The 18,383-nt window shown below is 67.2% G+C and carries 16 protein-coding genes and 3 tRNA genes; 13 read left to right on the forward strand and 6 right to left on the reverse strand.

Annotated elements, in window-relative coordinates; genetic code table 11:
* Nucleotides 1-35: 35 nt before the first annotated feature.
* Nucleotides 36-1,877 carry a dihydroxy-acid dehydratase gene (gene ilvD, locus ABI214_RS22580; RefSeq protein WP_348604684.1) on the reverse strand — a complete coding sequence of 614 codons (1,842 nt, stop codon included), beginning with the start codon at nt 1,875-1,877 and terminating at the stop codon, nt 36-38.
* 187 nt (nt 1,878-2,064) lie between these two features.
* Nucleotides 2,065-2,559, reverse strand: a complete 495-nt coding sequence (locus tag ABI214_RS22585) for a PH domain-containing protein (protein ID WP_348604685.1) — start codon at nt 2,557-2,559, stop codon at nt 2,065-2,067.
* A 269-nt stretch (nt 2,560-2,828) separates the two neighbouring features.
* Between ABI214_RS22585 and ABI214_RS22590 the strand changes: the two genes are divergently transcribed.
* The 5 genes from ABI214_RS22590 (at nt 2,829) to ABI214_RS22610 (ending at nt 9,357) form a co-directional block, all read left to right on the forward strand.
* Nucleotides 2,829-4,769 carry an acetolactate synthase large subunit gene (locus ABI214_RS22590; RefSeq protein WP_348604686.1) on the forward strand — a complete coding sequence of 647 codons (1,941 nt, stop codon included), beginning with the start codon at nt 2,829-2,831 and terminating at the stop codon, nt 4,767-4,769.
* Nucleotides 4,766-5,269, forward strand: a complete 504-nt coding sequence (ilvN, locus tag ABI214_RS22595; protein ID WP_348604688.1) for an acetolactate synthase small subunit — start codon at nt 4,766-4,768, stop codon at nt 5,267-5,269. Before ABI214_RS22590 ends, ilvN begins: the two co-directional genes overlap by 4 nt.
* Nucleotides 5,270-5,345: 76 nt before the next feature.
* Nucleotides 5,346-6,347, forward strand: coding sequence for a ketol-acid reductoisomerase (gene ilvC / locus ABI214_RS22600; protein ID WP_206612274.1), 1,002 nt, complete (start codon nt 5,346-5,348; stop codon nt 6,345-6,347).
* A gap of 319 nt (nt 6,348-6,666) precedes the next feature.
* Nucleotides 6,667-8,259 (forward strand): phosphoglycerate dehydrogenase, encoded by a 1,593-nt coding sequence (serA, locus tag ABI214_RS22605; protein WP_348604689.1) that lies wholly within the window; start codon nt 6,667-6,669, stop codon nt 8,257-8,259.
* Between the two features lie 84 nt (nt 8,260-8,343).
* Nucleotides 8,344-9,357 (forward strand): 3-isopropylmalate dehydrogenase, encoded by a 1,014-nt coding sequence (locus ABI214_RS22610; protein ID WP_348604690.1) that lies wholly within the window; start codon nt 8,344-8,346, stop codon nt 9,355-9,357.
* Nucleotides 9,358-9,418: 61 nt separating this feature from the next.
* Here ABI214_RS22610 and ABI214_RS22615 read toward each other — a convergent pair whose 3' ends face one another.
* Nucleotides 9,419-10,567: an MFS transporter gene (locus tag ABI214_RS22615; protein WP_348611938.1), complete on the reverse strand. Its 1,149-nt coding sequence runs from the start codon at nt 10,565-10,567 to the stop codon at nt 9,419-9,421.
* Nucleotides 10,568-10,748: 181 nt separating this feature from the next.
* On the opposite strand from ABI214_RS22615, the gene ABI214_RS22620 reads away from it, so the two are divergent.
* The 5 genes from ABI214_RS22620 to ABI214_RS22640 all read left to right on the forward strand — a co-directional run bounded on the left by ABI214_RS22620 (nt 10,749) and on the right by ABI214_RS22640 (nt 13,700).
* On the forward strand, nt 10,749-11,522 hold the full coding sequence (locus tag ABI214_RS22620; RefSeq protein ID WP_348604691.1) for a fumarylacetoacetate hydrolase family protein: 774 nt from the start codon (nt 10,749-10,751) through the stop codon (nt 11,520-11,522).
* A gap of 81 nt (nt 11,523-11,603) precedes the next feature.
* Complete coding sequence (gene gltX / locus ABI214_RS22625; protein WP_348604692.1) at nt 11,604-13,076, forward strand: glutamate--tRNA ligase; 1,473 nt, start codon at nt 11,604-11,606, stop codon at nt 13,074-13,076.
* A 178-nt stretch (nt 13,077-13,254) separates the two neighbouring features.
* Nucleotides 13,255-13,326, forward strand: a tRNA-Gln gene (locus ABI214_RS22630).
* A gap of 152 nt (nt 13,327-13,478) precedes the next feature.
* Nucleotides 13,479-13,554 (forward strand) — tRNA-Glu (locus ABI214_RS22635).
* Between the two features lie 73 nt (nt 13,555-13,627).
* Nucleotides 13,628-13,700 (forward strand) — tRNA-Glu (locus ABI214_RS22640).
* 78 nt (nt 13,701-13,778) lie between these two features.
* Here ABI214_RS22640 and ABI214_RS22645 read toward each other — a convergent pair.
* The 3 genes from ABI214_RS22645 to ABI214_RS22655 form a co-directional block, all read right to left on the reverse strand.
* Complete coding sequence (locus ABI214_RS22645) at nt 13,779-13,946, reverse strand: DUF5302 domain-containing protein (RefSeq protein WP_348604693.1); 168 nt, start codon at nt 13,944-13,946, stop codon at nt 13,779-13,781.
* Nucleotides 13,947-14,021: 75 nt separating this feature from the next.
* On the reverse strand, nt 14,022-14,519 hold the full coding sequence (locus tag ABI214_RS22650) for a pyridoxamine 5'-phosphate oxidase family protein (RefSeq protein WP_348604694.1): 498 nt from the start codon (nt 14,517-14,519) through the stop codon (nt 14,022-14,024).
* A gap of 90 nt (nt 14,520-14,609) precedes the next feature.
* Nucleotides 14,610-15,311, reverse strand: coding sequence for an IclR family transcriptional regulator (locus ABI214_RS22655; RefSeq protein ID WP_280761433.1), 702 nt, complete (start codon nt 15,309-15,311; stop codon nt 14,610-14,612).
* 121 nt (nt 15,312-15,432) lie between these two features.
* On the opposite strand from ABI214_RS22655, the gene leuC reads away from it, so the two are divergent.
* From leuC to ABI214_RS22670, 3 genes are all read left to right on the forward strand, one after another.
* Nucleotides 15,433-16,866, forward strand: coding sequence for a 3-isopropylmalate dehydratase large subunit (leuC, locus tag ABI214_RS22660; protein WP_348604695.1), 1,434 nt, complete (start codon nt 15,433-15,435; stop codon nt 16,864-16,866).
* A gap of 26 nt (nt 16,867-16,892) precedes the next feature.
* Nucleotides 16,893-17,504, forward strand: coding sequence for a 3-isopropylmalate dehydratase small subunit (gene leuD, locus ABI214_RS22665; RefSeq protein ID WP_348604696.1), 612 nt, complete (start codon nt 16,893-16,895; stop codon nt 17,502-17,504).
* A gap of 157 nt (nt 17,505-17,661) precedes the next feature.
* A complete protein-coding gene (locus ABI214_RS22670; RefSeq protein WP_348604697.1) occupies nt 17,662-18,372 on the forward strand; it encodes an HU family DNA-binding protein in 711 nt (236 codons plus the stop codon).
* The last annotated feature ends 11 nt before the right edge of the window (nt 18,373-18,383 follow it).

Raw genomic sequence — 18,383 nt, forward strand, 5'->3', positions numbered from 1 at the left:
ACGCGGCACAGCGAAACGCGGAGCGGCAGGTGGTCTTACGGCACCTGGCGCACGGCGCCCTTGTCGGCCGAGGTGGCCAGCGCGGCGTAGGCGCGCAGCGCCGTGGTCACGGTGCGCTGACGGTCGACGGGCTGCCACGGACGCTCGGACGCCTCCATCTTGGCGCGGCGCTGCGCGAGGGTCTCGTCGTCGACGAGGACCTCGAGGGTGCGGGTCGCGACGTCGATGCGGATCTGGTCGCCGTCCTCGACGAGGCCGATGACACCACCCGACGCGGCCTCGGGGGAGATGTGGCCGATCGACAGGCCGGACGTGCCGCCGGAGAAGCGGCCGTCGGTGATCAGGGCGCACACCTTGCCGAGCCCGGCGCCCTTGAGGAATGCGGTGGGGTGCAGCATCTCCTGCATGCCCGGACCGCCCTTGGGGCCCTCGTAGCGGACCACGATGACGTCGCCCGGCTTGATCTGCTTCTGCAGGATCACCGAGACGGCAGCTTCCTGCGACTCGACGACGACGGCTGGGCCCTGGAACGAGAACAGTTCCTCGTCGATTCCGGCGGTCTTGAGGATCGCGCCGTCGACGGCGATGTTGCCGCGCAACACGCACAGGCCGCCTTCGACGGTGTAGGCGTGCTCCTTGTCGCGAATGCAGCCGCCCTCGGCGTCGGTGTCGAGCGCACTCCAGCGGTTGTTCGTCGAGAACGGCTCGGTGGTGCGCACGCCGCCGGGCGCCGCGTGGAAGAGCTCGAGGGCTTCGTCGCTCGCCTTGCCGGAGCGGATGTCCCACGTGTCGAGCCACTCGTCGAACGACTTGGTGTGCACGGTGGAGACGTCGGTCTCGAGCAGGCCGGCGCGGCGCAGCTCACCGAGCAGCGCGGGGATTCCACCGGCTCGGTGCACGTCCTCCATGTGGTAGTCCGAGTTGGGGGAGACCTTCGACAGGCACGGCACCCGACGGCTGATCTCGTCGATGGTGCTCAGGTCGAAGTCGACCTCGCCCTCCTGCGCCGCGGCGAGCGTGTGCAGGACGGTGTTGGTGGAGCCGCCCATCGCGACGTCGAGCGCCATCGCGTTGCGGAACGCCTTGGGGGTGGCGATGTTCCGCGGCAGAACGGACTCGTCCTCGTCGCGGTAGTACCGCAGTGCGGCCTCGACGACGGTGGTCCCGGCGCGGCTGAACAGGGCACGACGGGCCTCGTGCGTCGCCAACGTCGAGCCGTTGCCGGGCAGGGCCAGGCCGAGGGCCTCGGTGAGGCAGTTCATCGAGTTCGCGGTGAACATGCCAGAGCAGGAACCGCACGTCGGGCACGCGCTGCGTTCGACCTCGTCGAGTCCCTCCTCGGACACGGAGTCGTTGGCGCTCGCCGAGATCGCGGTGATCAGGTCGGTGGGGGCTTGCGCGACGCCGCCGACGACCACGGCCTTGCCGGCCTCCATCGGGCCACCCGAGACGAAGACCGTCGGGATGTTCAGCCGCATCGCGGCATTGAGCATGCCGGGGGTGATTTTGTCGCAGTTCGAGATGCACACCAGCGCGTCGGCGGTGTGGGCGTTGACCATGTACTCGACGGAGTCGGCGATGATCTCGCGACTCGGGAGGGAGTACAGCATGCCGCCGTGGCCCATCGCGATGCCGTCGTCGACCGCGATCGTGTGGAACTCGCGGGGCACGCCGCCGGCGGCGCGCACGGCCTCGGCGACGATCTCGCCCACGTTCTTCAGGTGGACGTGACCGGGGACGAACTGCGTGTAGGAGTTCGCGATCGCGACGATCGGCTTACCGAAGTCGGAGTCCGTCATACCGGTGGCGCGCCAGAGCGAGCGGGCTCCGGCAGCGTTGCGTCCGACGGTGGTGGTGCGTGACCTGAGCGGGGGCATGGGCGATTCCTTCGTCGATCAGCGGTTCTCGGCGGCGGGCTGTGCGCGCCGAGCGCGGCGTAATTCGTAAACAGATGGGCCCGTGAAGGTGCTGGTCGGCTGGACCCGATTTCGGCTTGTGCGGCCGTCTCGTCATCTCCGGTGGGAGCGGGAGACATCCTGGTGGGACGCTACTCCCGCGCCCGGATCAGTCGGTATTCGGCTCCGCGTCGGTGGACACGTCGGTGCCTGCCGATTCTGACTCGGCCCGGGCCTTCGCCCGCTCCGCCTCGCGGGCTGCGGCGTACGGATCGGTGACGCGGCCGCCGCTCGCGGAGGCCAACTGGGGCAGACGTCCGAAGGTCACCGTCGGCAGCGACACCTCGCCGCCCTCGACGAGGTCGGCCCGGGCCCATCCCCGCTTGGGGAAGCGGAAGCCCTTGATCTGATCCCACGATATGGACTGCGAGGAGAACGCGCGGCGCAGCTCGAGCCCCTCGGGCGTGACCGTGGTACGCACGCGCAGCACCCAGGCTCCGACGAGGAACGGGATCGCCAGCATCCAGCCGAAGGCTGCCGGCCACCCGAGTACCGGGAAGCTGGTGCAGAACAGCAGGAAGATGCACGCGATCAGCGCGAGCGGCGAAATCCGGATGACCTGTCGGCCGTCGTCGGGCGTGTGGGATGATGACTGTGGTGGCACGGGCTGCTGAGGAGATGACACCTCTACATCTTCGCACTGCAGCCGAGGCATCTTACATTCTGGGACAGCGCACTCACCAAAGTTGACTGTCTACCATTGGCGCGCCTACCGTCGAGCGCGTGAAGCAGAATGAGTTGCTCGTAATCGGCCGGCGCGTCGTCGCCTGAGCCGGTTCCTACAACTCGCCAGATAACGACGCGCCACCCTCGTACAGCTGATGCTGACGAGGGTTTTTTGTTGCCCGGAGCCAGAATCAAAGAGGATTTCCAGTGAGCGCACCAACCGCACGGCCTCAACCCACGCCGCGCAAGTCGGGAGCAGCGAGCCCGACCACCGCGGCCGCCGCTACGCAGACCGGTAACCGTCGTCAGGTCGCCCCCGAGCGGGTCACCGGCGCGCAGTCCGTGGTCCGCGCCCTCGAGGAGCTCGAGGTCGACACGGTGTTCGGTATCCCGGGCGGCGCCGTTCTCCCGGTGTACGACCCGCTCTTCGATTCGCAGAAGGTGCGCCACGTCCTGGTGCGGCACGAGCAGGGCGCGGGTCACGCCGCGACCGGCTACGCACAGGCGACCGGCAAGGTCGGTGTCTGCATGGCGACCTCCGGCCCGGGTGCGACCAACCTGGTGACGCCGCTCGCCGACGCGCAGATGGACTCCGTCCCCATCGTCGCGATCACCGGCCAGGTCGGCCGCGGCCTGATCGGCACCGACGCGTTCCAGGAAGCGGACATCTCCGGCATCACGATGCCGATCACCAAGCACAACTTCCTGATCACCGACGGTGTCGACATCCCGCGCATCCTCGCGGAGGCGTTCTACCTCGCGTCGAGCGGTCGCCCGGGCGCGGTCCTCGTCGACATCCCCAAGGACATCCTGCAGGCGCAGACCACCTTCTCGTGGCCGCCGGAGATGCACCTGCCCGGCTACCGCCCGGTCACCAAGCCGCACGGCAAGCAGGTGCGCGAGGCCGCGCGCCTGATCGCCGAGGCCAAGTCCCCGGTGCTGTACGTCGGTGGCGGCGTGATCAAGGCCGAGGCGTCCGCCGAACTGCTCGAACTGGCCGAGCTGACCGGCATCCCCGTCGTCACGACCCTGATGGCGCGCGGCGCGTTCCCCGACAGCCACCAGCTCAACTGCGGCATGCCGGGCATGCACGGCACGGTCGCGGCCGTCGCCGCGCTGCAGAAGAGCGACCTGCTGATCACCCTCGGTGCGCGTTTCGACGACCGTGTCACCGGTCAGCTCGACTCGTTCGCGCCCGACGCCAAGGTCATCCACGCGGACATCGATCCCGCGGAGATCGGCAAGAACCGCCACGCGGACGTCCCGATCGTGGGCGACTGCAAGGAGGTCATCACCGAGCTGATCGAGGCGATCCGCGCCGACCAGGCGACGGGCACGACCTTCGACCTCACCGAGTGGTGGGCGTACCTCGACGGCATTCGTCGCACGTACCCGCTGGCCTACGACCGTCCCGCCGACGGTGCGCTGTCACCCGAGTACGTGATCCAGGCCGTCGGCCGGCTCGCGGGCCCGGACGCCATCTACTGCGCCGGTGTCGGTCAGCACCAGATGTGGGCGGCGCAGTTCGTCAAGTACGAGAAGCCGCGCACGTGGCTGAACTCGGGTGGTCTCGGCACGATGGGCTACGCGGTGCCGGCCGCGATGGGCGCCAAGATGGGCCTGCCGGACCGTGAGGTGTGGGCCATCGACGGTGACGGCTGCTTCCAGATGACGAACCAGGAACTGGCCACGTGTGCCGTCGAGGGCGTGCCGATCAAGGTCGCGCTCATCAACAACGGCAACCTGGGCATGGTCCGCCAGTGGCAGACGCTGTTCTACGACGAGCGCTACTCCAACACCAACCTGGGCACGCACGGCGCCGTGCGCATCCCGGACTTCGTCAAGCTGGCCGAGGCGCTGGGCTGCGTCGGTATCCGTGTCGAGCGCGAGGAGGACGTCGAGGACGCCATCCGCACCGCGCAGTCGATCAACGACAAGCCCGTCGTCATCGACTTCATCGTCGGCAAGGACGCGCAGGTGTGGCCGATGGTCGCCGCCGGCACCAGCAACGACGAGATCATGGCGGCGCGGGGCATCCGGCCGCTGTTCGACGAGGACGAGGCTGCTGCCGAGCCCGCAACCATCCACGAGGCCATGGAACGCGAGCAGCGTGCCGGTGAGGCCGAAGCCGGAGAGGATCGCCAGTGAGCACCAGCCACACCCTCAGTGTTCTCGTCGAGGACAAGCCGGGCGTGCTGGCCCGTGTCGCTGCACTCTTTTCCCGCCGTGGATTCAACATCGAGTCCCTCGCAGTCGGCGGTACCGAGGTTCCGGACATCTCGCGCATGACGATCGTCGTGACGGTCGACGAGTTCCCGCTCGAGCAGGTGACCAAGCAGCTCAACAAGCTGGTCAACGTCATCAAGATCGTCGAGCAGGACACCGAGGCTTCGGTCGCGCGTGAGCTGGTCCTGATCAAGGTCCGGGCCGACGCGAGCGTCCGGACTCAGGTGATCGAGACCGTGAACCTGTTCCGCGCCAAGGTGATCGACGTCTCGCCGGAGGCCGTCACGATCGAGGCGACCGGTACTCGTTCCAAGCTCGACGCGCTCCTGCGCATGCTCGATCCGTTCGGCATCCGCGAGATCGTGCAGTCCGGTGTGGTGGCGGTCGGCCGTGGGCCGAAGTCCATCACGGCCACCCGCTAGATCCGTTCACCCGCCAACAACAGACAATCAAGCGTTCATAGAACCCAGAGGGAAGGTAAGAACTGTGGCAGTCGAGATGTTCTACGACGACGATGCAGACCTGTCGATCATCCAGGGCCGCAAGGTCGCGGTCATCGGCTACGGCAGCCAGGGCCACGCGCACTCGCTGAGCCTGCGCGATTCCGGTGTCGATGTGCGCATCGGCCTCCAGGAGGGTTCGAAGTCCCGCGCCAAGGCCGAGGAGCAGGGCCTGACCGTGGGCACGCCGGCCGAGGTTGCCGAGTGGGCCGACGTCATCATGGTGCTCGCCCCCGACACCGCTCAGGCGTCGATCTTCAAGAACGACATCGAGCCGAACCTGAAGGACGGCGACGCGCTGTTCTTCGGCCACGGCCTCAACATCCACTTCGACCTGATCACGCCCCCGGCGAACGTGACGGTCGGCATGGTCGCGCCGAAGGGCCCGGGCCACCTGGTCCGTCGTCAGTTCGTCGATGGCAAGGGCGTTCCGGCCCTGATCGCCGTCCATCAGGACCCGAAGGGTGAGGGCCAGGCCCTGGCTCTGTCCTACGCCAAGGGCATCGGTGGCACCCGCGCCGGCGTCATCAAGACCACGTTCAAGGAAGAGACCGAGACGGACCTCTTCGGCGAGCAGGCCGTGCTCTGCGGTGGCACCGAGGAACTGGTCAAGACCGGTTTCGAGGTCATGGTCGAGGCCGGCTACGCGCCCGAGATGGCGTACTTCGAGGTGCTGCACGAGCTCAAGCTCATCGTCGACCTCATGTACGAGGGTGGCATCGCCCGCATGAACTACTCGGTGTCCGACACCGCCGAGTTCGGTGGCTACCTGTCGGGCCCGCGCGTCATCGACGCCGGCACCAAGGAGCGCATGAAGGCGATCCTGGCCGACATCCAGTCCGGCGAGTTCACCCGCCGCCTGGTTGCCAACGTCGAGAACGGCAACAAGGAGCTCGAGGCTCTCCGCAAGGAGAACGCCGAGCACCCGATCGAGGTCACCGGCAAGAAGCTGCGCGACCTGATGAGCTGGGTCGATCGTCCGATCACCGAGACGGCCTGATCCACAGCTGACAGCTTCGGCCCGAGGGGCGCGCGTCCGGTACGCGTGGCCCTCGGGCCGAAGTGGTTTTCCCGGTGTGGCGTGAATCTCCGTTTTCTGCATCGGGGTGTCCACTATCTGGTAAGGGATACCCGCCCTGCGGAATCGCTCGGTCCGCCCCACTAAACTGATTTCCGACTGCGGCCATTCGCGCGCGCCCTCGCGGTGCCCGGCCGTGGACATCACGCTCGACCTTCGAAGACGATCCTCCGAGGACATCTTCGAAGACATTGACAGACATTTACAGACACAGCCCGACACCGAACTAGGGAGTTGACTCGTGAGCCAGAATGGCCGCCCCGTTGTCCTGATCGCCGACAAGCTCGCACAATCGACCGTCGATGCGCTCGGAGACGGTGTCGAGGTCCGCTGGGTCGACGGCCCGGACCGTCCCGCGCTGCTCGCGGCTGTCCCCGAGGCCGACGCGCTGCTCGTCCGCTCCGCCACCACGGTCGACGCCGAGGTGCTCGCCGCCGCGACGAAGCTGAAGATCGTCGGTCGCGCCGGTGTCGGCCTCGACAACGTCGACATCCCGGCCGCCACCGAGCGTGGCGTCATGGTCGTGAACGCGCCGACCTCCAACATCCACTCGGCCGCCGAGCACGCCGTCTCGCTGCTGCTGTCGACCGCCCGCCAGATTCCGGCCGCGGACCGTACGCTGCGTGAGAAGACCTGGAAGCGTTCGAGCTTCAACGGCACCGAGATCCTCGGCAAGACCGTCGGCGTCGTCGGCCTGGGCCGCATCGGCCAGCTGTTCGCACAGCGCCTGGCCGCGTTCGAGACCGACATCATCGCGTACGACCCCTACCTGCCGGCCGCCCGCGCCGCGCAGCTGGGCATCGAGCTGGTCGACATCGACGAGCTGGTCGAGCGCGCCGACTTCATCTCGGTGCACCTGCCCAAGACCAAGGAGACCGCGGGTCTGCTGAACGCCGAGCGTCTGGCCAAGGCCAAGGACGGCGTCATCATCGTCAACGCCGCCCGCGGTGGTCTGATCGACGAGGACGCGCTGTACGACGCGCTCGTGAACGGCAAGGTCCGCGCCGCCGGCCTCGACGTGTTCAACACCGAGCCGTGCACCGACTCCAAGCTGTTCGACCTCGACAACGTCGTCGTCACCCCGCACCTCGGTGCATCCACCTCGGAGGCGCAGGACCGCGCCGGCACCGATGTTGCCAAGAGCGTCCTGCTGGCCCTCGCCGGCGAGTTCGTGCCGGACGCCGTCAACGTCTCCGGTGGCCCGGTCGGCGAAGAGGTCGCCCCGTGGCTCGAGCTGGTCCGCAAGCTGGGCCTGCTCGCCGGTACCCTGTCGCCCGAGGCCGTCCAGAACGTTCAGGTCGTCGCGAGCGGCGAGCTGTCCGCCGAGAACGTCGAGATCCTCGGCCTCGCCGCGCTGCGCGGCCTGTTCTCCGCGAGCAGCGACGAGGCCGTCACGTTCGTCAACGCCCCGCAGCTCGCCGAGCAGCGCGGCGTGAGCGTCGAGGTCGAGAAGCACAGCGAGGCACAGACGCACCGGAGCGCCGTCGAGGTCCGCGCGGTCGCCGCCGACGGCACCGTCACCACCGTCGCGGGCGCGCTGACCGGCCTGCAGCAGGTCGAGAAGATCGTCAACATCAACGGCCGCAGCTTCGACCTGCGCGCCGAGGGCCACAACATCGTCGTGCACTACACGGACCGTCCGGGCGTGCTCGGCGTGCTGGGTACCGTCCTCGGCACCGCCGGCATCGACATCCAGGCCGCGGCGCTGAGCCAGGACGTCGAGGGTGAGGGCGCCACCGTCATCCTGCGTGTCGATCAGGTCGTCGCCGACGCCGAGGTCGCGCAGATCGTGGAGAAGCTGGACGCGCGCGTCGCGCAGGTCGACCTGTCCTGATCCTCCCCATCCCTACCCGGTGGCCGCGATCGTCGAGGACGGTCGCGGCCACCGTCGGATTCTCAGTCGAAAGTGAGTGTGTCCATGAAGCTTGCGGTCATCCCCGGTGACGGCATCGGTGTCGAGGTCACGGCGGAAGCGCTGAAGGTGCTGCGGAAGCTGGTTCCCGATGTGGAGACCACCGAGTTCGACCTCGGTGCCAAGCGCTACAACGAGACCGGCGACCTGCTGCCGGAGGCCGAGCTCGACGCGATCCGCCAGCACGACGCGATCCTGCTCGGCGCCATCGGCGATCCGCGGTTCGTCGCGCCGGGCATCCTCGAGCGTGGGCTGCTGCTGAACATGCGCTTCCTGCTCGATCACCACGTGAACCTGCGTCCGGCCCGCACCTACCCGGGCTCGAGCTCGCCCCTGGCCGCCAACCCGGACATCGACTTCATCGTGGTCCGCGAGGGCACCGAGGGTCCGTACACCGGCAACGGTGGTTCGATCCGCGTCGGCACCCCGCACGAGGTCGCCACCGAGGTCTCGGTCAACACGTGGTTCGGTGCCGAGCGCGTCGTGCGCGCCGCGTACGAGCTGGCGCAGACCCGCCGCAAGCACCTGACGCTCATCCACAAGACGAACGTGCTCTCCAACGCCGGCCGCATCTGGACCCGCGCGATGGAGACGATCGGCGCCGAGTACCCGGACGTCGAGACGGCGTACTGCCACATCGACGCCGCGACCATCTACATGGTCACCGACCCGACCCGCTTCGATGTGATCGTCACCGACAACCTGTTCGGCGACATCATCACCGACCTCGCGGGCGCGGTGACCGGCGGTATCGGTCTGGCCGCGTCGGGCAACATCGACGCCTCGGGCACCAACCCGTCGATGTTCGAGCCGGTTCACGGCTCGGCTCCGGACATCGCCGGCCAGGGCATCGCCGATCCCACGGCCGCGATCCTCTCGGCCGCGATGCTCCTGCGTCACCTGGGGCGTGGGGACGACGCCGCCCGCATCGAGGCTGCTGTCGAGGCCGATCTGGCGTCGCGTGGCGACGCCCCGATCGTCACCACCGAGGTCGGTGACCGTATCGCGGCTGCCGTCTAGGCACTCCGCATCTCGAAACACGCGACCGCCGCCCGGATTCCGGGCGGCGGTCGTGGTCGTTTCAGCGTCGTTCGGGACGGTCCTCGGGCACCAGCGGCACGCCCACGAGGGGGAACACGGCGGTGACCGCGAACGCGAGCGGGAAGCCGACGGTGGCGATGACCGCACCGAACACCGGCGGTACCACGGACGCGGCCAGGTACTGGCTGGTGTTCTGGGCGCCGAGGGCGCGTCCGCTCCAGTACGGTCCGGCGATCTCGGCGACCGCGGTGAAGGCCAAACCGTTGTCCGCCACCGTGATCACCGACGCGATCATCAGGAGTGCGACGGAGACGGGGGAGTCGAGCCAGTCCGTCAGCGCCAGCGCTCCCATGGACACGGCCGCCGCGGCGGCCACCCACCGCAGCGGTCCCATCCGGCTACCGACCCGGTCGGACCAGGCGCCGGCGGCGATCCGGCCTGCGGCACCGAGCAATTGGGTGACCGTGACGAGGATGCCGGCGGAGGTGGCGGACCAGTCTCGTTCCGTCATCAGCCACAGCAGGCCGAAGGTCCACACCAGGTACTGCGGAACCACCAACAGCACGGATACACCGTGGATCCGCCACAGCACACTCGATCCCCGGTACGGGTTGTCCAGCAGGCCGTTCTCCTTCGCAGCCGCGGGTGCCGGCCGGGGCGGGTCGATCACGAACAGGCAGGCAATCGCTGCGACGAATGTCACAACGGTCGGCAGAGCCAACGCCCAACCGACACCGTGGGTTTCGGCGATCCGGGGAACTGTCAGCGCGGCCAACGCCACACCCAGTGGCAGCGCCATTTGACGGATGCCCATCGCGAATCCGCGCCGCTCCGGTGGGAACCAGCCGACCACGACTCGTCCGCTGGCCGCGTTCGCGCTCGACGCCGCCATGCCGCCGATCAGCAGGAACATCCCCAGCATGGCGAACGACGAACTGAGCGCGGCACCGGCACTGGCGAGCGCCGTGATCGCCATGCCCATGACCAGGACGCGGCGCTCACCGATGCGGTCGACCACGACACCCCATGCCATGAGGCTGACGAGGAAGCCGACGGTCGGGGCGGCGACCACCAGTCCGGCCTGCGACAGCCCCAGTCCGTGATCGCTGCGGAGCGTCGGCAGCAGGAACGCCGGCGCGTTCGAGAACACCCCTCCGGCCGACTGTGCGAGCACACCGAGTCCCAGCATCGACCAGCGGTGCACTGCGCTCGACTGCAATTTCGGACTTCTCGTCTCGATCACGGCGCCATCCCAAAATGTGAAATGAGTGTCTTAGAATGTGGATACGACTCGGAGTGTAGACCCTGTGGCGCCCGGACTGCGACGGGTCTGCCGGGTCGGTGCGTCGTCAATCGATAGACTCGGCCCCATGCGCCTAGGTCGAATTGCCAGTCCCGACGGAGTTGCCTTCGTGTCCATCGAGGGGGAGGGCGACGCGCAGACTGCGAAGGAGATCGCCGAACACCCCTTCGGTACACCGACTTTCACCGGGCGCAGTTGGCCGCTCGCCGACGTCCGTCTGCTCGCGCCGATCCTTGCGAGCAAGGTGATCTGCGTCGGCAAGAACTACGCCGCCCACGCGGCCGAGATGGGCGGCGAGGCGCCGGAGGATCCGGTCATCTTCATCAAGCCCAACACCTCGATCGTCGGACCGGGTGCGCCGATCGTGCTGCCGCCGTCGTCGAACGAGGTGCACTACGAGGGTGAACTGGCCGTCGTCATCGGCCGTCCCTGCAAGGACGTTCCCGCCGCCAAGGCGCGCGACGTGATCCTCGGCTACACCGTCGCGAACGACGTCACCGCACGTGATCAGCAGCGTCACGACGGTCAGTGGACCCGGGCCAAGGGCTACGACACGTTCTGCCCGCTCGGTCCCTGGATCGAGACGAACCTCGACGTCTCGGACGTCGAGGTCAAGACCGAGGTCGACGGTGAGGTCAAGCAGCGCAGCCGGACTTCACTTCTGCTGCACGACATCCCGAAGGTCATCGAGTGGGTGTCCACGGTCATGACGCTGCTGCCGGGTGACGTGATCCTCACCGGAACCCCCGAGGGCGTCGGCCCGATCGTCGACGGCCAGTCGGTGAGCGTGACGGTCGAGGGGATCGGCACGCTGACCAATCCGGTTGCCGCCAAGCGCTGATCGGATACCGCTCCCGGTGGGCACGGGACTAGCCTGTAGAGGTCCTGTCCACGCGCCTAGCAGTGCCCATCGAAGTGAGCCATGACCACCAGCGAAGTACGCGTCCGTTTCTGTCCGTCACCCACCGGCACCCCGCACGTCGGGCTCGTCCGAACCGCCCTGTTCAACTGGGCGTTCGCTCGTCACCACGGTGGCACGTTCGTGTTCCGTATCGAGGACACCGACGCCGCCCGTGACACGGAGGAGTCGTACCAGGCGATCCTGGACGCGCTGCGGTGGCTCGGGCTGAACTGGGACGAAGGCCCGGAGGTGGGCGGTCCGTACGAGCCGTACCGGCAGTCGCAGCGGCGTGATCAGCACCTCGACATCGTGCGGCGACTCGTGGAGGCGGGCGAGGCGTACGAGTCCTTCTCCACCCCCGAGGAGGTCGAGGCGCGGCACAAGGCGGCCGGACGCGATCCCAAGCTGGGCTACGACAACTTCGACCGGGACCTGACGCCCGAGCAGCGTCAGGCGTACCTGGACGAGGGGCGGGCGCCCGTCGTGCGGCTGCGGATGCCGGACCACGACCTGACGTGGAACGACCTGGTGCGCGGTGAGACGACGTTCAAGGCCGGCACGGTCCCGGACTTCGCGCTCACCCGTGGCAACGGAATTCCGCTCTACACGCTCGTGAATCCGGTCGACGACGCGTTGATGAAGATCACACACGTGCTGCGCGGCGAGGATCTGCTGTCGTCGACGCCGCGTCAGCTGGCGCTCTACGAGTCGCTCCAGCGCATCGGTGTCGCCGATTTCACACCGGAGTTCGGCCACCTTCCGTTCGTGATGGGGCAGGGCAACAAGAAGCTGTCCAAGCGTGATCCCGAGTCGAACCTCTTCATCCACCGCGACCGCGGCTTCATCCCCGAGGGTCTCCTGAACTATCTGGCCCTGCTGGGATGGAGCATCGCCGACGACCACGACGTCTTCTCCCTGGACGAGATGGTCGCTGCGTTCGAGATCTCCAAGGTCAATTCCAACCCCGCGCGCTTCGACCAGAAGAAGGCCGACGCGATCAACGCCGAACACATCCGCCTGCTCGAGCCGGCCGACTTCTCGGCTCGGCTGCGGGCGTACCTGACCACGCACGGTCACCCGGTCGAGGCGCTCACGGCCGAACAGTTCGACGTCGCGGCCGATTTGGTACAGACCCGCATCGTCGTGCTGTCGGATGCCTGGGACCTGCTGAAGTTCCTTCTGGTCGACGAGTCGGAGTTCGCGATCGATCCGGCAGCCGCTGCCAAGAACCTGGGTGCTGACGCTGCGCCGGTGCTCGACGAGACGATCGCTGCGCTCGATTCCCTGCCCACGTGGGCCACTGCGGATCTCGAGGAGGCACTCAAGGTCGCGCTGATCGAGAAGCTCGAACTCAAGCCGCGTAAGGCCTTCGCGCCCGTGCGCGTGGCGCTCACCGGATCGCACATCAGCCCGCCGCTGTACGAGTCGATGGAGTTGCTGGGCCGCGAGAAGACCCTGGCGCGCCTGCGCTCGGCTCGCGCGCAGATCGCCTGACGCGTCCCGCGGATCTCGGCCCGCACCGGTTCTCCGGCGCGGGCCGAGTGCGTCTCCGGCGCGATTTACCAACTCTGACCTGCCGATTTGTAGTTCGGCGCAGGGTTGGTGCTAATCTTCTTCTCGGTTCGGAACGGAGGCCAAGACGCCCACAGGGCAGGCCGAAGGAACAAACCATTGGGGTATGGTGTAATTGGCAACACAGCTGATTCTGGTTCAGCCATTCTAGGTTCGAGTCCTGGTACCCCAGCGGAAGTCCCGAGGTGAAAACCTCAGGATTTCGGTGAGTCTCGACTCTCCGGTTCTTCCAATCGCAACGCCTCGCTTGCAAGGTGTTGTGTACAGACACTGCGATTTGCTCGTCAGAGTTGCGCAGTCATACAGTGTTCGATGCAAGTTCTCGGCCCCGTCGTCTAGCGGCCTAGGACGCCGCCCTCTCAAGGCGGTAGCGCGGGTTCAAATCCCGTCGGGGCTACCACGGAATTGCCCTCCGATCATCAGTGATCGTCGGAGGTTTCTTCTACGGAGATCTTGCAGAACAACACAGTCCTGGCCCCGTCGTCTAGCGGCCTAGGACGCCGCCCTCTCAAGGCGGTAGCGCGGGTTCAAATCCCGTCGGGGCTACAAGGAAAACACCCTCCGATCATGTGATCGGAGGGTGTTTTCGTTCGGTCGATCGTTCGGCGGTGGCCACCCGACCCGCTAACCGCTCTTGCGGCGGAACTCTCGCTTGTGATCCGCGCTGCCGTGGGCGTCGTGCACCTTCGACTGTCCGTCCAGGTGTGCCGCCGTATTCGACTGCCGGTGGTTCTTGCGATCCAGTGCCTCACGGAACTTGCGTTTGATGTCGTCGGTCTCGGCTTCCGTCACCTCGTCCTCCTCCCGCTCGTGGGTACTCGGGAATGTACCGCCGAGGGAAGAAGGAGTCGCGTGAATATTCTCGGCCTACAGGTAGACGGCCGTAGAGCCACCGACCGGCATCGCCGGCAGACCGAGCTTGCGGTGGTCCCACGACCGGACCCGCTCCGGGACGACGCGGACCGCGACCCGCTTGTGGAGCATCATCTCGACGGCGGGTTTGACGTCCTCCGAGTACGGACCCGTGTAGCGCTCCCAGATGCTGATGCCGACCTTGAACAGCGCCTCCGGGTCGTCGACGATCTCGCCGCGTCCCTCGATCGAGACGCCGCGCAACGTGTCGTAGGTGTCGCCGTCCTCGATCATCATCGTGAGCCGGTCGTCACGGCGGAGGTTGACGGCCTTCTGGGACTTCGCCTTGGTCTCGAACCACAGCTCGCCGTCGATCACCGCGTACCACATGGCGACCAGATGCGGCGTGCCGTTCGGTCCGATCGTCGCCATCGTCGAGACCCGGCTTCGTTCGATGAATTCGGTGATCTCGACTTCCGTCATCGTGATCTGCCCGCGCTGGTTGGTTCCCACAGCAGTTCCTCCGCTCGACTGAAATTCGCTCCTGCGAAAGACTGTGCCACGAATCACTTTCGTGGATGCCGAGCGGGTCCGCCGCGGCGGCTAGAGGCGCTTGTGGAGGGCGTCGGCGGCGGCCAGCAGATCGGCCGCCCAGCGGGCGCCCGGGCGACGGCCCATCCGATCGATCGGGCCGGAAACCGAGATCGCGGCGACGACGTTGCCGGCGGCGTCCCGGACCGGTGCCGCGACACTGGCCACACCCGGCTCGCGCTCGGCGGCACTCTGGGCCCAGCCGCGACGGCGGACCTCGACGAGCACCCGTTCGCCGAACGATGCGTCGGGGAGGATGGCGCGCTGCGTCTGGGGGTCGGCCCATGCGAGGAGGACCTTGGCCCCGGATCCGGCCGTCATCGGCAGGCGGGCACCCACGAGGACCGTGTCGCGCAGTCCGGTGGGCGGTTCCATGGAGGCGATGCACACGCGCTGTGTGCCTTCGCGTCGGTACAACTGGACGCTCTCGCCGGTGATCTCGCGGAGGCGCGGCAGCACGAGGGCGGCGGCGTCGACGAGTGGGTCGCTGGCGCTCGCAGCGAGTTCGCTCAATCCGGGGCCCGGGCACCACAGACCGTCCGCGTCGCGGGTGAGGAGCCGGTGGACCTCGAGGCCCACCGCGAGCCGGTGCGCGGTGGCACGAGGGAGACCGGTTCGGTTGCACAGTTCGGTGAGGCTGCACGGCTGTTCGGCCACCGCATGTAGCACGCCCATTGCTTTGTCAAGCACTCCGATACCGCTATGCTGTCTCATAGGTCGATACTCCGTTCTCGCATATTGGGATCATAACCGAATGCGGCGGCGGATGGTTTCGACACATCACGCGAGACGGGTCGGCCCTGAAACCCGGCGACGCGACATCCTGATCACAGAGGTGGAGAAGATGGCTCACAGAGGACGCACTCTGGCCGAGAAGGTGTGGGACGAGCACGTAGTCGTGCGCGGCGAGGGTGAGGGTTCGGCGCGTCAGCCGGACCTGATCTACATCGACCTGCACCTCGTGCACGAGGTCACCAGCCCGCAGGCATTCGACGGACTCCGGCTCGCCGGCCGGAAGCTGCGTCGCCCGGACCTGACGATCGCCACCGAGGACCACAACGTCCCGACGGTCGACATCGACAAGCCGATCGCGGACCCGGTCTCGCGGACCCAGGTCGACACTCTGCGCAAGAACTGCGAGGAGTTCGGGGTTCGCCTGCACCCGATGGGCGATCTGGACCAGGGCATCGTGCACGTGGTCGGTCCGCAGCTGGGTCTGACGCAGCCCGGCACGACCGTCGTCTGTGGTGACAGCCACACGTCCACGCACGGTGCTTTCGGTGCTCTCGCAATGGGAATCGGCACCAGTGAGGTCGAGCACGTGATGGCCACCCAGACGCTGTCGCTGCGGCCGTTCAAGACGATGGCGATCACGGTCGACGGCGAACTGCCGCCCGGCGTCACGAGCAAGGACCTGATCCTCGCCGTGATCGCGAAGATCGGTACCGGTGGGGGACAGGGGTATGTCCTCGAGTACCGCGGCGAGGCCATCCGGAAGCTGTCGATGGAAGCCCGGATGACGATCTGCAACATGTCGATCGAGGCGGGTGCCCGCGCCGGCATGATCGCGCCGGACGAGACCACCTACGAGTTCATCAAGGGTCGTCCGCACGCGCCGCAGGGTGCCGATTGGGATGCGGCCGTTGCGGCCTGGGACCAGCTGGCGACCGACGAGGACGCCGTCTTCGATGCCGAGGTCCACATCGACGCGGCGTCGCTGACGCCGTTCGTCACCTGGGGCACCAACCCCGGTCAGGGTGCTCCGCTCGGTGATTCGGTGCCGAACCCGGCCGATATCGCGGACGAGAGCGAGCGCCTCGCGGCGGAGAAGGCTCTGGCCTACATGGGATTGGAGGCCGGCACGCCGCTGCGTGAGGTGCCCGTCGACACCGTCTTCGTCGGATCGTGCACCAACGGCCGGATCGAGGATCTGCGTGCGGTCGCTGAGGTTCTGAAGGGTCGTCGCGTCGCCGAAGGCGTCCGGATGCTGATCGTCCCCGGATCGATGCGCGTGCGGGCCCAGGCCGAAGATGAGGGTCTCGGTGAGATCTTCACCACTGCGGGCGCCGACTGGCGTCAGGCGGGATGCTCGATGTGCCTGGGCATGAATCCGGACCAGTTGGCCCCGGGTGAGCGTTCGGCGTCGACGTCCAACCGCAATTTCGAAGGCCGCCAAGGCAAGGGCGGTCGCACGCACCTCGTCTCTCCGGCGGTCGCCGCGGCGACCGCGGTCCGGGGAACGCTCTCGGCACCGGCAGATCTGGCATAGGGCGCAAGGGAACTAGGAGAAAATCGATGGAAGCCTTTACCACTCATAAGGGAATCGGTGTTCCTCTGCGCCGTTCCAACGTGGACACCGACCAGATCATCCCCGCGGTGTACCTGAAGCGCGTGACCCGCAGCGGTTTCGAGGACGGACTCTTCGCCGGTTGGCGGACGGACCCCGAGTTCATTCTCAACGTCCAGCCGTACGACAAGGGCTCCGTTCTGGTCGCCGGCCCCGACTTCGGCACCGGCTCGTCCCGAGAGCACGCCGTCTGGGCGCTGTCCGACTACGGTTTCCGCGTCGTCATCGCGTCACGTTTCGCCGACATCTTCCGCGGCAACGCCGGCAAGGCCGGTCTGCTCGCCGCTCAGGTCGATCAGAGCGATGTCGAGATGCTGTGGAAGCTCCTCGAAGAGCAGCCGGGCCTCGAGCTCGTGGTGAACCTCGAGGACAAGACGGTGACCGCCGGAACGACGGTGGTGCGCTTCGAGATTGACGACTACACGCGGTGGCGTCTGCTCGAGGGTCTCGACGACATCGGACTCACGTTGCGCCAGGTAGACGCGATTTCGGAGTTCGAAAAGTCAAGGCCGTCATGGAAACCTGCGACGCTTCCCGCACGCGTCGCGAACGACAATTGACGCAATCGGACAGCTGACTCGGCCCCCCGATCTACCACAGATCGGGGGGCCGCGCTTGATGAGAATTGGCGTGCCACATAGACTCTTGCCGATTTCGGGTTTACCGTAGTTCGTAGTCGGTCCGACGGTGGACCATTAGTTTGCGGAGGAATTTCCCATGAACAAGGCAGAGCTCATCGATGTTCTGACCGAGAAACTGGGCACGGATCGGCGCACCGCCACCGAGGCTGTCGAGCATGTCGTCGACACCATCGTGCGGGCCGTCCATGCCGGGGACAGTGTCACCATCACCGGATTCGGTGTCTTCGAGCAGCGTCGCCGCGCGGCCCGTGTCGCGCGCAACCCGCGCACCGGCGAGACCGTCAAGGTCAAGCCGACGTCGGTTCCGGCCTTCCGTCCGGGCGCACAGTTCAAGGCACTCATCGCCGGTGGCCAGAAGCTGCCGTCCAGCGGCCCGGCCGTCAAGCGTGGTGCGGCTGAGCCCGTGAAGAAGGCTGCGGCCAAGAAGACGGCGGCCAAGAAGGCTGCCGCCAAGAAGACTGCGGCGAAGAAGACTGCGGCCAAGGCTCCCGCCAAGACCGTGGCGAAGAAGACCGCGGCCAAGGCTCCCGCCAAGACCGTGGCGAAGAAGACCGCGGCCAAGGCTCCCGCCAAGAAGGTCGTCGCGAAGAAGACCGTCGCGAAGAAGACTGCGGCCAAGGCTCCCGCCAAGACCGTGGCGAAGAAGACCGCGGCCAAGGCTCCCGCCAAGAAGGTTGTCGCGAAGAAGACCGTCGCGAAGAAGACTGCGGCCAAGGCTCCCGCCAAGACCGCAGCCAAGAAGACCGCGGCCAAGAAGGCTCCGGCCAAGCGCACCGCCCGCAAGTAAACTGCGGCGTC

The organism is Prescottella soli (genome assembly GCF_040024445.1).
GTDB classification, from domain to species: Bacteria; Actinomycetota; Actinomycetes; order Mycobacteriales; family Mycobacteriaceae; genus Prescottella; species Prescottella soli.

Coding starts and splice junctions, on each gene's coding strand:
- ilvD (WP_348604684.1), bottom strand. CDS start 1,877: ATGCCCCCGCTCAGGTCACGCACCACCACCGTCGGACGCAACGCTGCC.
- ilvC (WP_206612274.1), top strand. CDS start 5,346: ATGTTCTACGACGACGATGCAGACCTGTCGATCATCCAGGGCCGCAAG.
- ABI214_RS22610 (WP_348604690.1), top strand. CDS start 8,344: ATGAAGCTTGCGGTCATCCCCGGTGACGGCATCGGTGTCGAGGTCACG.
- ABI214_RS22615 (WP_348611938.1), bottom strand. CDS start 10,567: ATGCTGGGACTCGGTGTGCTCGCACAGTCGGCCGGAGGGGTGTTCTCG.
- ABI214_RS22620 (WP_348604691.1), top strand. CDS start 10,749: ATGCGCCTAGGTCGAATTGCCAGTCCCGACGGAGTTGCCTTCGTGTCC.
- gltX (WP_348604692.1), top strand. CDS start 11,604: ATGACCACCAGCGAAGTACGCGTCCGTTTCTGTCCGTCACCCACCGGC.
- ABI214_RS22655 (WP_280761433.1), bottom strand. CDS start 15,311: ATGAGACAGCATAGCGGTATCGGAGTGCTTGACAAAGCAATGGGCGTG.
- leuD (WP_348604696.1), top strand. CDS start 16,893: ATGGAAGCCTTTACCACTCATAAGGGAATCGGTGTTCCTCTGCGCCGT.
- ABI214_RS22670 (WP_348604697.1), top strand. CDS start 17,662: ATGAACAAGGCAGAGCTCATCGATGTTCTGACCGAGAAACTGGGCACG.